Origin of the sequence: Vibrio metschnikovii CIP 69.14 (assembly GCF_000176155.1) — a bacterium.
In the GTDB taxonomy this organism is placed as follows: domain Bacteria; phylum Pseudomonadota; class Gammaproteobacteria; order Enterobacterales; family Vibrionaceae; genus Vibrio; species Vibrio metschnikovii.
On record NZ_ACZO01000006.1, the window covers coordinates 1,721,673 to 1,736,617 of the forward strand.

General features: G+C 42.3%; 10 protein-coding genes. All 10 read right to left on the bottom strand.

Annotation, left to right across the window (positions count from 1 at the left end; genetic code table 11):
- Nucleotides 1–251 precede the first annotated feature (251 nt).
- Nucleotides 252–1,115, bottom strand: coding sequence for a hypothetical protein (locus VIB_RS11145; RefSeq protein ID WP_004396025.1), 864 nt, complete (start codon nt 1,113–1,115; stop codon nt 252–254).
- Nucleotides 1,112–2,773 (bottom strand): AAA family ATPase, encoded by a 1,662-nt coding sequence (locus VIB_RS11150; protein WP_004396026.1) that lies wholly within the window; start codon nt 2,771–2,773, stop codon nt 1,112–1,114. The genes VIB_RS11145 and VIB_RS11150 overlap by 4 nt, the downstream gene beginning before the upstream one ends.
- 15 nt (nt 2,774–2,788) lie before the next feature.
- A complete protein-coding gene (locus tag VIB_RS11155; RefSeq protein ID WP_004396027.1) occupies nt 2,789–4,546 on the bottom strand; it encodes a restriction endonuclease subunit S in 1,758 nt (585 codons plus the stop codon).
- Nucleotides 4,546–6,078, bottom strand: coding sequence for a class I SAM-dependent DNA methyltransferase (locus tag VIB_RS11160; protein ID WP_004396028.1), 1,533 nt, complete (start codon nt 6,076–6,078; stop codon nt 4,546–4,548). Before VIB_RS11160 ends, VIB_RS11155 begins: the two co-directional genes overlap by 1 nt.
- Nucleotides 6,079–6,106: 28 nt before the next feature.
- Complete coding sequence (locus tag VIB_RS11165) at nt 6,107–6,325, bottom strand: DUF6471 domain-containing protein (protein ID WP_105977581.1); 219 nt, start codon at nt 6,323–6,325, stop codon at nt 6,107–6,109.
- A 755-nt stretch (nt 6,326–7,080) separates the two neighbouring features.
- Complete coding sequence (locus VIB_RS11170) at nt 7,081–8,724, bottom strand: hypothetical protein (RefSeq protein WP_004396030.1); 1,644 nt, start codon at nt 8,722–8,724, stop codon at nt 7,081–7,083.
- The gene (locus tag VIB_RS11175; RefSeq protein WP_004396031.1) at nt 8,721–10,256 is read right to left on the bottom strand and encodes a TnsD family Tn7-like transposition protein; all 1,536 of its coding nucleotides are present in this window, start codon (nt 10,254–10,256) and stop codon (nt 8,721–8,723) included. Before VIB_RS11175 ends, VIB_RS11170 begins: the two co-directional genes overlap by 4 nt.
- Before the next feature lies 1 nt (nt 10,257).
- Nucleotides 10,258–11,907: an ATP-binding protein gene (locus VIB_RS11180; RefSeq protein WP_004396032.1), complete on the bottom strand. Its 1,650-nt coding sequence runs from the start codon at nt 11,905–11,907 to the stop codon at nt 10,258–10,260.
- Nucleotides 11,900–14,005: a Mu transposase C-terminal domain-containing protein gene (locus VIB_RS11185; protein ID WP_004396033.1), complete on the bottom strand. Its 2,106-nt coding sequence runs from the start codon at nt 14,003–14,005 to the stop codon at nt 11,900–11,902. The genes VIB_RS11180 and VIB_RS11185 overlap by 8 nt, the downstream gene beginning before the upstream one ends.
- Nucleotides 13,992–14,858 (bottom strand): TnsA endonuclease N-terminal domain-containing protein, encoded by an 867-nt coding sequence (locus tag VIB_RS11190; RefSeq protein ID WP_004396034.1) that lies wholly within the window; start codon nt 14,856–14,858, stop codon nt 13,992–13,994. The genes VIB_RS11185 and VIB_RS11190 overlap by 14 nt, the downstream gene beginning before the upstream one ends.
- Nucleotides 14,859–14,945 lie beyond the last annotated feature (87 nt).

Genomic DNA, 14,945 nt, shown 5'->3' on the forward strand with positions numbered 1-14,945 from the left:
TTATGCATACTATTCGTTACTAACTAGTCAACAAAATACTGGTCTCACTGTTGAATACTCCATCCAACTCTCGAACCACACGCAGTATAGAATCAAAGCTCTGCAGATCGCTGGTGCGAATTAAATCCCTAAGATCAGTACTGAATCCACTTGAGTTTTTTCAAATAAATTGCATGTGCCCATGAACTGAGACTTTTCAATAGGTGAGGCAGGATAGGCAAAAATCGATTGTAAATTAAATTGCTTGGAATTTATAAATAAACTGCATCAAGTACGCCTTCATATTCGGGTTTATGCATGAATTCATCCATGTAAGCTATACAAAAACTGGAAAATGGAGCTTCTTTGCTGCGCATTTTGCACAAGCGGTAAATTGCTTGCTCATACGCGAGGTCATTGTCTGCGTCGCCAGTCTCTAATTTGTTGAAGTACCTCTTTGCAGCACTAACGTCCTTATCAATTTTGTTACGTAATTCAATGCGGCAACGAACGAAATCTGAGTGATTGAGGTTATAAAATACAATCGATTGGTCTGCACGCATAAACTTACGAGCATGTTTTTCTTTAGAAAACCGGGGCATAGCTTCACCATCAGGCTTAAATTGTAGCAACTGCACATCGGTAGCTTTCAGAGGATCAAGCAGTACGGCTTGTTCATCCTCTAAATCGCAGTCAGGAGTCTGAGCTCGCTTGCTTTCATCGCAAAGCGGGAAGTGGTCGGCTTTGCCGCCAGTCACGCCAGTTACCACATCGGTTCGGCGCCGATTTGCAACTATACAGCTGTATCGATAATTTTGAAGGCAGAATGCTAACCACCAGTAACCCTCATGAGGTGTTACTGTCGATAGTGTTTCTTGCACACGCTTCTTAGGACGAAAATGGTCGACATCAACATCTGTCCCCTGCTGAGGTGCTTCTGTGTACCAGCATTTATAGTTGAACAGGGAGGCTAATAATGGTTTAACCACTTTCCAGTGATCCTGATTCTTATTTATAATATCAGATCGTTGTTTTTCATTTTTTGCATCTCTCAGTGAGTCTGAAAGCTGCTGAGCTTTATCTCTCCAGCCTTGCGGAAGTTCGAGCTGGCTGAAATCAATGTCTAAGTGCCTCATTTGCTGTCTTCTTCCTCTTCGGCAGCCAGCATCCGCTGAACAATCGCTTTGGCTCGCTCCTTTCGAATCTGTTTAAGTTCTGGCGTTTCAGTAACGACTTCAGATTCCCGTTCCACTTCTCTGCGCATACGCAAATATTGTGCATATTCTTCATCCCAGTGGGCAGTGGTGAAACCTAAACCTTCTATTGCTTTGTCGATCTTCCTCAAACGCCCTGCCTGAATAGGTGATAATTCAGTCTTTTCGGTAAAACGTCGACGTAAGCGAAGTAATCGCTCTGTTGAATTATCCAGCGTTGTACGCAAACCAAACATATCACTAGTGAGTATTCCGCCGTATCCCATACCTCTGGGGCTTTCTTCGGGTTCTTGAGCATATACCTGAAGGCTAGAATCACGCCACATGACCTGCACTTGCTCCTTCTTTAATTCAGCAATAGCAAGTGGGTGATGTGTCACCATCAGCAAATGGCTGGTTTCGTGGTTAGGCACAAACTCGCTCAGAAATTTAAGATATTTCACTGCCCATGAGGGGTTGAGATGAGTGTCCGGCTCGTCAAGTAAAAACAAGGAGTCTTTTCCTCCAGTAAACTTGAGCAAACCTAATACGGTAAGAAGTTGTTGCTCACCTTCACTGAGCTCTCGGAAAGTGAGTGGCTCTTTGCTACTAGATACCTTCACCCTAATACTTACTTCAGAGATGATTTCGGAAAGTAGTGTACTTTCGAGCATTTTAAACAGTTCATCAGGGCTAAGGTCTTTGGCAAACTCTCTGAGTGCGTTTACATCGGACAAAAACAGGTGAAAGAACTCATTGCGAATATTGCTGCCAGTCAAAGAGGTGTCTTCTTGGCGCGTGACCTTAACGGGTGACAGCGTGTACTTTATCAGCTCATCTAAAAAGCGACGAACAACGCCTCGTGCACCCCAGAACAATTCACCTTTCTGTTTGGCCCAACCGGGTTGGCGCATCACAAAATGAATACTATCTAGGCCTTCGATATCTAGGTGCTCGCGCAAAAAGGCTTTTTCTGCGCTGTCTTGCTCAGACAAGAAAAAAGCTAATAGAACAAATTGACTGTGATGGGGTTTGGCATAGAACAGCGGACGTATATCACCTTTAAGGTCAAGTTCATCTTTTAATAAACGACGGTAAAAATCGGTGCGATGTTTCTTAAAATGGTTTTCCAAACGATCACTGGGGCCTGAATAGTAGGCAAATACATAATTTGGCAAATACGGAGCTTTACCTTCTTTGTCGCGCTTCACTTTTGAAAACGGAATGGCGCTGCCTGAAGGTTTCTCACCAAACATGTCATCATCTGTGTCATCTGCTAATAAGTCGCGCACATGTACTTGGTACTGCTTGGCGGTTGTGCCACGTGTTGGGTCGGCATCAATCGTTATTTCCAGCCAGCGCTCACTGGGCTGCTTGGGTTTGTGGGGTTCGCCAAGCCGATAAACTAACTCGTATGAAAACGGTGGTACTTCCCCCAAATCGAGGTTACGAAATATCGCGACCAAGGCTTCCAGCACGTTGGATTTACCCGAGCCATTACGGCCTACCACAACAGTCATCAGGTGGTCTTCGTCAAAGTCCACAGTTACGTTTTCAAGGTTTTTAAAACGGGAGCGAATATGTAATTTATCGACTTTCATGGGCGGTCCTTAGCGCTAAGCCTTGTTCATTTCTTCTGTTTCAGCTAAAGCAAACCAATCTTGGCCATTGTCACTGCGCTCAAGCTTGACAATAGACTTTTCGATAGCAAGAGCGTTACGAATATCTAGAAAGAACGATTCAAGTTGATCGGTGCTGCTGTCGCTGGGGTAGCCAGCTGCCGCTAACAATTGCTGGCCACTAAGCGGCTTTCCAGTTTGTTTTAATGCTTCAACTACTTTTATAATCTGTTTGTTCATGCGGTTACCTGCCTTCTTTTTTGCAGTGGTTCGTTTCAGCTTAGGTTGCTTTTCGATAGCTCCACGTTCGGCTTTTATTTTTTCTAACAAGGCCTTAGCGCTATTTTTACCGCTGATCAACTCTGGGTTAGCGCTACGCCAATCGGCGGTTAGGTCCCCGCGAAAGGCTTTGGTGAAAATGGATTGAGGAAGATTATTCACTAGCTCTGTAGCCATATTGACTTTTTGCTCAATATTGTCAGCACAAGCAAAAAGCTCTTCAACTCGACGGACGATTTCAACCTGTTCGTCAATTGGAGGAATAATTGCGAACAATGAGTAGTGCGCCGTAATAGGAACAAAGTCTCTTGTTGTTTGGGACTTTATAGCATCTACTTGTGATGTAAATGCATTAGACTTGAGCATTAGTGCATAATATTGATTCAAAACATATTTTTGGTTTAATCTTATGTATGTAGTTTGAGGGTTTAAAACAGATGCTCTGTCTGCGATACCTACTTTACCTATAGTTCCTTTATGAGAATAAATGACATCTTCAGCCTCAGAAAAACCTACTTTTAACTTCTCTAAAGGTTTTCCAGAAACCTTCGGGGCTCCATCATAATCAATCTTGCCATTGTCGCTCATCTGAGCCGCGGTAATAAAAGGAAGCCCTTTTTCAGTAAACTCTAATGATTTTGGATGGTTGGACCCATGATTGCCATCTTTAAGGTCTATTATTACGCCCTTACGTAACAATGATGCTACTGAAAGAATACTCCAACTTTCAGGGAACCTAGATTCTTTTAGTGCATCAGGTAACGCAACACTATCTGGCAATCCTCTTCTCGTTTTATTGTTTTCTGGTAGTTCACGAACAGTCCAAGCCGATTTTAAACTAGAAGCTCGCCAATTCCCTGTCAACTTGCCACTCACCGCAGCAGTGAGGATAGATTGGCGAAAGGTTTTTAGAATGTTGGGAATGCGTTCGAGACGAACTTTGGTGGTCGCCACCTGTGCCAGCATGAGGTCGAGTTTGTCGGCGATGGCTTTTTGTTCGGCTAAAGGGGGGAGTAGGAACGGTAACGTTTTTGCTACGGCACCGGAGATTTCCTTAAAGGTAGTACCTGTTCCTAAACTCTCTGCTAAATCCCTTATACTTCTTAGGTAGTAATACGCATAGTCCGAATCAACCCCACAGGGAAAAACGAAGTTCTTAAACCCTTGATTGGTTGATATATCATTTTGTGCGATAGCAACATATCCAATCGGCGCACGGCTGCTGAACAGTAGGCTACCTTTCGGCAATATTTTCGCAGAGCTTGAATTGTATCCTTGGTGGCTCAAGTCTCTGGCACCCAAACTAATATATTTTCTTGTATAACCACTCAAGTCCGCTGGTGTTAACCAAGCAATTCCGGTCCCAGGTGTTTTAAAGTTATCAGGGTTACCTGCTTTCGGAGTGCCACCTGCTACAACTTCCGCGACTTCGCCAATTTTTAGCTCGATCCAGTTGTATGAATTGACTGAACTCATCAATTCATCTCCAAAGCGGTTAGCAATCCGTCGAGCTCCCTCAGAGCTGCTTCCAATTCTTCTTTTGCCTCTTGCGCCAATACGTCCGGCTCTGACAAACCGGTTACATCAATACTGTTTTTATCTTTCAACCAACTGATATCTAGCGAGTCGCCTTTGGTGTTGGCAATCCACTTGCGGCTAAAGCAACGCCAGCGGGAATGAGCGAGTCGGTCATCGCCCCTCTGGTTTTCTTCCACGGCATCTTTATCGACCTCGATCTCCTGTGCGCCGAAGCTGAATTCACCTTCGGTGCGTTTGCTAGTGCCGTCAGGCTTATCACCAAACACTTTCTCAAAGGCCCCCATGTGTGGGTCTGTGCCCAACTCTTCTGGCGTAAAGCCAATATCAGAATTGCCAAAGGGGGTTCGCTTGCCAAAGCTTGGCATATTGGTACGTAGATCGTAGACCCAGACATTCTGAGTGCAGCTTTCTTCCTGATATTTGTCTTTGACTGATCCCTTGGTGAAAAACAGCACATTGGTATTTACGCCCTGAGCGTAAAAGATACCGGTGGGCAAGCGCAAAATAGTGTGCAGGTTGCACTTGTTCATCAGGTCGCGGCGCACCTCGGTGCCGACACCGGCTTCAAATAACACGTTGTCAGGCAATACTACGGCAGCACGGCCACCGGGTTTGAGCCCCAAATAAATATGCTGTAAAAAAGCAAGTTGCTTGTTCACATTCGGGAATGGAATATCGTTACGCAAAGGACGTTGCCCCCCAGCTTTATTACCAAAAGGAGGGTTAGCTATGATTACATCTGCTTCTGCCAATTCAGCCACGTCATCAGTCAGTGCATCACCATAAATAATATTTGCATCTAATTCATGTAGGAATGTATTCATTAAGCAAATTCGACGAGTATTTTTCTCTATTTCCACCCCTTGATATTTAGGAGGATTAGCTTTGTATTTTTCTCGTAAATATTTGTTTCTAATATAGCTGTCAGCAGAAACCAAGAAGCCACCGCTTCCGGTTGCAGGGTCTTGAATTAATTCACCAAGGTTGGGCTGTATTAATCTCACTATAGTGTTAACTAAAGAGCGTGGAGTGAAGTACTGACCAGCTCCAGAACGAGTATCCTGAGCACTCTTATCAATTAACCCGCTGTATACGTCACCAAACCCATCTTTTCCTACTTGGTGCCACTCTATTTTTGAAATGCCATCTATTACAGCTTTTAAATTCTCGGAGTGTGAAAAAACTGTTGTAGGAAAAGCATAAATTGCCTTTACAACTTCATTTTCAACAGAAGCACCTAAGTGAGTAAGCATTTCTTGATAAAACCCTAATAGCCCATCTCCTTTATAAGATTCCAGATCTACCCAGCGATAACCTTTAGGTATCAACTTTTCTGAACCATTTTCCTGAGCAATTTTAAGAAACAGCAGATAACTTAGTTCAGATACATACTGGTAATAAGTGATCCCATCGCCACGAAGTATGTTACAGAGGCTCCATATCTTTTGAATGATGTTATCTTGCTTCATTAGCAACTCCAATCTATTAATATTCGATTTATAGTCGAAATTCTTTTACATCAAGAACCTTCATGCATTGCATAAAAAAAACGAAGCTAAATGTTCCTCTATTAATTTTATTAGCCACACCTTTATAACTCTCATTAACACCAATAATTGCTAAACGTCGGCATAATTCGGCATAACCGACACCCGCGCGTCGCAACTCTGCTTTGAGCAAATTTGAAGCTCGAATATTCAATGCATCCTTATCCATCGTCATTACATAATGTACAATAATGACCTCAATATACCACATATATGTAGATATATCAACGTAAAAATACAATAAATCTACATATATGTGGATTTATTGTAACCATTTTGTGAGTAGACTTTGCTGAACAAATAGAATGAATTTATGCCACAACAGCTGATCAGATCCCGAGACAATGGTCTTGCTCATATCCAAGAAGCTTGCCAAAACGCAACTGAAAGAGAAACCAAAGTACAAGGAATTCAACTAGCCAGTGTATAAAAGAGCTTTCTAATACATAGGCTTGGTAACCTTCTGGCTGGATGAACAGGCACTGTCCAATTGGTGATATACACAACCTAACGGCAAACGTGGGTGGGACTTATACCTACTGTGATTTAGCAAATCAGACCTTTCTGACGCTTTAGGGAGTGATGCTGAAAAGCCCCGATTACAGTACGTCAGCAAACAAGTGGGTATCAAGCCCCAAAATTCAAAAGTACGGTTACTCACCTCGTGTTGGATGTCACCGACCTAATGGTTTTTGGCGAAGGGGAATGCAAGGTGCGTAAAAATGGCAAAGAAAGGCACCGTACATCGCGCAAAGCACACTTGGCTGTAGATGCTGCTAGCCAGCAAATTCTTTGAGCCAAGATGTCTTTGGATAATATCGGCAACAACTGCAAAAAAATTGGCAAAGTATCCGACGACGTTACCTATAATACCAAAGCCTGCTATCAAAACGAGCAGCGCAAAGGAGCAACAACTAATACAATTTATAACACTAATATTTTTTCTGCAGACCTAGCCACCCAGGACTCAAGCGCTTCATTTTCACTCTTTACCTTATTATCCGGATGCCCAAGATAAGAGCATACTTTGGTATTTGCTGAATTAAATTGTCGCTTCCAGCTCATAGCATTGAGCCCTTTGTCTTTATCTCGGCTCATCAATTCTTCAAGTATATTTTGGCAGCCAGTTCCGGAATTTTTCGTTCGGAAGAACAGAGTTGATAAACTTTCATCTTTGGTTAACTCAATTTCCAAAATTTGAACGGTTGTCGTGTCATCACGTTGGATAGTTGCGTGACAAAACTGCCGGGGCCGACCGTCAATCAAATGAGCACTACGACAACTCTGCTTCGGTACATCACCCATTTGATAATCAATCTTCCAACTATATTTGGATTCAAGTTGCTCAAGCATAACTTGGAAAAATGCTATTTTCTCAGGCGATTCGATTAACTTGGGAGGTTCTAGATTATCAACATCGGCACGTACGCCTTTACCGGTATCTTTCCCTTCTTGTAAACTCGCTAACTCTTCCTCTGACTGCTCCTGATTATCATCCAATTCAGGTTTCGTATATGGTGGTAATGCTCTTACATGGCGAGGGCTTCTTCTATAATCAGGCTCAACATCAAAGTTCAAACCAGATCTTCCCAGTTTGACAAGATACCGTTTTTTACTCGCTTTAGGATTGCCATCCGGATCAAGTTCTTTGATATTAACAAGTGGTTTATTCGGTTTTCGGGGCTTATCTCCATTATCAGGCTCTTCCGAATCAGATTCGATATAAAGAACATCATCAGGATGTGAGAATACTACGGTATATAATTCTGGGGATTGTAGACCCGAAATGGAGCGGATTTCACGGATATAAATGTGCTCGTTTGACTCACCGCCAGTAAATCCAGCATACGAAATTTCACAATTCCCTAGGTCAGGAGGTGAAAAATCAAACGTCCACCTTTCTCCGTTATCAATATCTCTTGCTGTTCGGTTTATTTGTGCAAAGATAGAGCAAAAACTTTCCTCGGCTTCAGGAACAAAGAATAACCAAGTGAAAAACTTTCTAAACTGCAAGCTATTCAGATATCTAATAGGTATATTAGAGGACAACTCAACCTCCCCAATCCAATCCTGAGCGGATGACTTACCTAATTGCCAAGTATTTCCCTGATACACAGAAGCTCTTGCCACTTCTGCTGAATGGAAAAATAGCATTCGCGCCAATTCAATAGCAGGTAGCCAATAAGTTCGTCCCGCTGAATCAAGGCGATAAACAACCAAATCATCAACTTGTTCCGAATACTGTCCGGCCCGGTGTAAAGAACTGGGAATATCCCCATATCGGAATTTTTTCCAGTGACTGATACCGGGGACTTGAAATGTCCCACTCCATCCCTGAGCGACATTCTCAATTGACTCTCTTGGGAATTTAGTGCCGGCCGTTAGGGTTGGCAGCATATCAATCGGTAACGGTTTACGAATCGTATGCTTTTCATCATGCCAAAAATAGCAGACGACCTGCCAGTCATGCCCAGATTTTCGATACCAATCACCGAGTAATACAAGCTTTGAACCTCTGGGAATGCTACGAATTCCAACCTCATCCAACTCACTCATTTCTGACGTCATCTTATCCCCAACATTTCCAACGCGATAATTTCTAGTTCAATTCTTTCAGTAACTAATTCTTCTCTAATGTTCGCTGCTCTAATCAGTTTCCAGCGTTTGATTGTTTGATTCTGTTCGAGCAAATGATGAAAAGCCGATTTAAGCCTAATTATTTGATAGTCTTCTAATGATTCAGAATGTAAATCCAACCACTGCTTAGTCAAAGGTAAATCGACCAAATGTTTCTGAACTGAATTTGCTCTTGGCAACTGCTGAATCAAATGACTTGCAGTCAAACGTGGTCGTCCTTCAACTTGAAATAAATGTTCATAAATGACCGTCAATGCCTTTACATTTTTTCTGTCCCAACCAGGATAGTCGACGTTTCTAAATAATTCAAAAGCGGGGTATTTTTCAGGATGATGGCACATTAACCATGTATAGTCGTTGCGGTATAACCACGCATAAACACGGCCACCTGAATTAAGTTTACGTAATTTCTTCACCCCAAAATCAGAATGTTCGGCCATCAATTTAACCCATGCATTTCTATGTACTTTAATTTCTGCCGAAGACTTACCAGTAGCGATGAACACTGGTGTAAATCGTTCTTGCTCAGCAGGAAACTGTTTCACCTGCTTTAATATTTTGGACAAACTTTTATCCGGGGTTAATGCAGCTATAACCATAAGATGACGGAGCGGATTAAATGATTTTCGATGCTTACGAAACAGATTGATGAGCCAACTTTTTTCGTTCATTTCAGGTAAAAATGAATCCAAGAATGAGTTTTCCCAAACTTGTTTTAGGCTCTGATGAATGTCTTGATGTTGAACACGACTTTTATGAGTAAACCCAAGATCGTTAGCAAGTTGTTGGTAATATAGTGACCAACGGTTTACCCCTAAACCTTCCAAAGAAGATGTATTCAGTAGTTCTTGGTGATATTCAATGACCCGTTTTTCCGAATGTGTGAGATCAACACCTAGCGTCTGGCGCGAATGGCATTCAATAATAGCGGCGTGATAATGGTGCTTTTCTTGGGGATGAAAGGGAGCTGTGGTATCTTCAAGTTTACAGTGATGATCAATACAAACATCAATACCAGGCAATTGATGCATACGCCTCCAATAAGGTTCTCCCAATTCAACTAATTGCTCTTCGAAACATTGTGGACAATATCGAAAATAGGCAGGTATCGGCACACGACTCGCCACTATACCCACACGCGTATGAATTCCCCCCCCATCCTCAGACCCCATTGAGGAAATAACACCTCTTGTCTGCTGATCAGATAAGAATGGAAAATACAACGGTGCTAACGTAAATTGAGTAATCAGCTCTTTGATACTGATTTGCCAAACAGCTCCAGCATTATCAATGAAATATTGTAAATGGCTAGGCAAATCAGGAATAGCCACTGCACTATCAGTTCCCCAAACATCTCTGACTACAGCTTTTTGGTTATGCGCTTGCCCGGTATGACACCCATAACGGGCAATACAGCTATAAAGCAGCTCATCTTCATATGGTACGGGGAAATAAGTTAGCATCTTAACCAGCCAGCAATTCGTCGATCGGATAAATCAACTGTCGCTCTAATAATGCTTCGTACTGCGATCCTGTTTTATCAATATAAATTTTCCTTAAATCATGATCGGATAATTGCCCCCAATCACTTGAACTCGTATAGACAGGTTTCTCTTTCTTTTTCTTCGCGTTAACTGGTTGATGAGCATCTTGAGTTAAAGAAGTCGTCACCAATTGCATTAAATGAAGAAGTTGGAGGTCTGGGTTTCTGGCCAAGGCATCGGTAACTAAAGGGCGAGCAATATCTTCTGCAACTCCCATAGAAACGATTGCACTAATCGCTGAGTTAGCCACATTATTTTCAGAGGAATCACCAAGCTCGACGGGTTTCGGTTTTGGTAATGGTTGAGAGACAAGTCTATCAAAAGCACCGATTATGCTTTCTTCCAATTTAGGAAAAACAAGATCATTGCACTCTTCAACTTTCTTCTTATTCCCACTTCTTAACGCTTCCAACATCGGTCGGACAATTGAAAATTCCTCTTCAAACACATCATTGAATAGTTCAACAGACAACATCTCGTCTTCGGCGCTGCCTGCTAACAAAATGGCACGCGCCTGAGCCAAACAAAACAGTTTTACAACAATATCCGGGATGCCCTGACTCAGTTCATAAAGCTTATTGGTTAAGGGTTCTGTTCTTTCTACTTTGTTGTTCAGCCATTGATAGGGCCAGAGTTCGGTCAGAAAGTCCTCCCAGCTTTCATCAAATGGCAATCGGTCCCAAACAATACTTCCATCACCGCTCGCTCGGCGGGCTTGGCGAAACTCACTGGTAAAGAGCCTCAACGCTTTGGGAGTGCCAATTAGAACCACTGAAACCTCAACAACGTTAACCAATGTGACCAGAAAATTAATCATTTTCTTTTCACCGCCACTCTTAGCAAGATTCATGTGCTGAAACTCATCAATAACGAGCAAGCCAATCGCATGGATCAGGCAAAGGTCTGCAACATCTGCCATCATTTTACCGATAGTTGGTCGGCCAGAAGCATATTTAGCCCGATAATCAATATTTAGGCGTCGCCCTAAAGCGATAAAGAAGCTCAGACAAAAATCCGAAAGTGATCCGTCGTGTGGGCAATCAATTTTTAACCATGGAACCTGAAGTAAATGATACTCAGGATGATAAATTACTCGATCGTAAGTATTAAGTACCAGATTTACAGTAGTCGATTTACCCGCTCCTGATATACCAGCAATAGCCATAGAAGATGCAGGAGAGTCGACTTCATCATGAATATAAGCGGTTAAATCTTCACGTTGAACTAAATCTCTGATCGTATTGAGCTTACGTTTAAAAGTGGCCGTATTCGGATTTCTGTTCAGGTAGCTGGAGCGAATTAACTTAGACAGTTTTTGCTCCACAACAATATGATTGGTCTGCGGTACAAAAAACGACCTAGTCAACCGGTTAATCGCATGCGTTCGAATATGGCTTTCCAAATTCAATTCAGCAGAATGATAGTCAGGTCGTTTCCTTAGAGTTTTAGCTACATCAACGGGACTCATAATTATCGGCAAAGCAGCAATAAGCGGATTATCATTGTATTCTGGTAATCCTTGATCTTTATAATCAGCTTCAGGATAACGAGTGTTATTATAGTTATTCATCTGAGTCATCCTCTTTAAGCAAATCTTTTAATCTCGTTGGCAACTTAAAGCTTTTCTGAGCTGGTTTTGCTCCATGAATCGGTGTAACCGTTGCTAATGAATCACCAGATTCCTGATCATTCTTGGCCGACTTTTTGTCTCGCTCATATTGTCTTTCGCTACTTTTATTACCCGAGATACCTTTCGCTCTTTGTGCTTTTTCTGCTTTGGTGTACTTAGGTTGCTTTGCTTTTGCTTCATCAGCAATTTGTTCAAGATCAGTCACCAGGTTAACGGAACCAGCTCGGGCTTTTAATCTAGATGTCGCCGCTGCCGTGTTTTGCTCATCACGAGTAGTCCAAAGCTCCCACATTGTCATGTTGGCAAATGCTCGGCTCCGCTCAGTAAGGTGTGCAGGAATAAAATCAGCATAAGAGTCAGATGGTCTCAAATAAATCGTATTTGTGGTATACAAGTCATACGCCACTGTAACTGATTTGGGGCCTAGATAATTACCTTCGAACCATCCCCAATCTAACGCCTCTTTACAACTGTAGTAACAACCAAAAAGCTTTAGTCCATGTTCAGTGATAGTCGCCGTAGTATGCGGTAGCAGATTTACGTTAACTAACTTCGGATCTGGTCTACGAAGTAAGCCGGTCCGATATTCAATCCCCCAGTTCCACAGAGTAAGAGGATTTGCCGGCAGATCTTTAGGAATGCCAGAATCAATATCGTAAGTACTAATCACATGCTCATTGTTGTAGAAAAGAACAATCTTAATCATCATCTTAGTGAATTCTTTCAGGGTAAGAATTCCATCCTGACGATAGTCGTTGCCATGCCGTTTTTTACCTATCGGATTTTTTGTCACATACCCTTCAACAAACGGCTTCATCTTGGTTTGAGTGGTCCGGAAATATCGTTCAACAGACCCTTTCCAATCTGCGCGAAAAGACGGAGTATTTTGAATATCTACATGAAAAGCTTTACTGAGCACTTCTACATGCCGTCCCAGTATTTCACCTTTATCACCAATAAGATTTTCAGGTAGTCCTTGCATCGGCCACATATCTGGAGTGATCTCGATATCAAACTGGGCGCAATATTCGACCTTGTCGGCCATCGACGCACTGAGTGCCTCCATAGCCGCAACCCACGATGGATTCTCCAAACCGATATACATTCCAACGATAGCGCGACTGAAAACATCCACAACAAAATAGAGAGTTGGACGACCTATTATTTCTTCACGATTTAGCTCTGAAACCAGATAGACATCAGCAATAGTCGCATCAATTTGATATAAATATCCCGGACCGGGAACTTCCGCTGTTGATGTACTGAGAACAGGCCGATGATCTTTTAGGTAACTAATTTCTCCTTCTCTTTTTCTAGTCACTTCGATAGATGTGTACTCTTTTTTATAAAAGTAACCAAATTGCCTTTCAGTCGGTACATCAATTAAATCTTCTGGCTTACAAGGTAACTTTATACCGTAAGCAATAAGTAATTGATTGTACGCGTAATCAAATTCATATTTACCCTGATTTAGCAGGCACTTTTCAATCACAACTCTAAAAAGCGACTTCATTTGCTCGGTAACTGGCACCCCCTCCCCAGAGGCTCTAGTACGACGACGACCGTTACGTTTATCTTGAAATTTTTTAGATTTACCAAGGCCACCACAGAGATAATACCGCCCACTTAATGCATTTTTGCACATGCCAAACTGCCAGTAACGTCTAAGCCACCGATATATCGTCTGCTTAGTTGCCCCTGATTGCTCCAGTACTTGATTGAAAAGTTCGCCTCTGGTTTTTCTCTGATATATAGCTGGCTCAGCTTTAATCACCAAGCCAATAGCATTCCAGGCTTTTTCCTGAACAGCTTCAGCCTTTGAACCTGTTTTCGGGGAAGTCATACTGAATTTGATATAAGGATCGGCTATGGACAGCAGTTCTCTCCTTGCCATAAAATGTTCAAAATCAGATTTTGACGCAATCTGTGGAAGGGCACGGTCATCGTCAATGTCTATCCAGAAGATAGCTTGCTGATTACTCCACAAAATTCGGATTCTTTTTTCATCCCAGGCGTAGACATCGTTAGGCATGAACATATTGAGCATCCTTTCCTAACCAATACTCTGAAGCAATGATATTTTTAGCTTTTAAGCTTGTGTGCAGGTAATTCTGCATGTCCCACTGGAAAGCGTTTTGTGCGGCAAGATGCCTGAAATATTTTAGGTTTGTACCGCGCTCAAGTCCTTGTTTTTGATCCAACTCGCTAAGCACCACTGGGAGCTTTTCTTCCCGGTTGGCATCCAGCATCTGAAGGATACTCTCAAATACGAACATTCTTCGAGAGTCATCAAGATCATAGCTGTGCATGTGGGGAGCCAGCCAACGGATATTTTTCACAAAATGAACTGGCACTTCATGTTCAGTGAAGATAAACCATTCGATGCCTTCTCCCTCCCAAAATCGCCGTTCCAATTCTAGCTTCTCAATTGTCCGTTCATCTTCAAGATCCTGCGCATACTTGACCGATATTGCTTTGCTCAGCTGCTGCTCATCTGAATTGAAATCAACAAGTAAGTCAGTTGTCATTACTTGGATAACACCTTGATAGGCTGGGTGTTTAATCCCCAACCGTTTTGCTATAGAAATCGTTGCTTCAGGATTAAGAGGGAATTGCTCTCGGATATCGATAACCGAGTGTTGCCAGTCGAAGATAAGAAATGCTGCTAATTCAAGATCAGAAAGTAAATGAACAATACGATTATGAGTAAGAGCTGGTCGTCGATGAACCCTTCCTTTACTGGGAACATCCCGAACGGTAAGGAACGGCTTGTAATGTTTGCCAACTCCCTGACCTAGCTTCTCTTTTTGTAAACGCTTGAGAATAGCAGGTTCGAGTAGATTAGTGATTTCCCGAGGATGAGGGGTAAGAAACGAAGTGTCTTGTTTCATCTTATAGTATCCGAGCTATGCTTATTTATTAAGCATAGCTCGGAAAGACTAAAGTATGATAATTTTTTGTTCAGTGTGATACTTTTT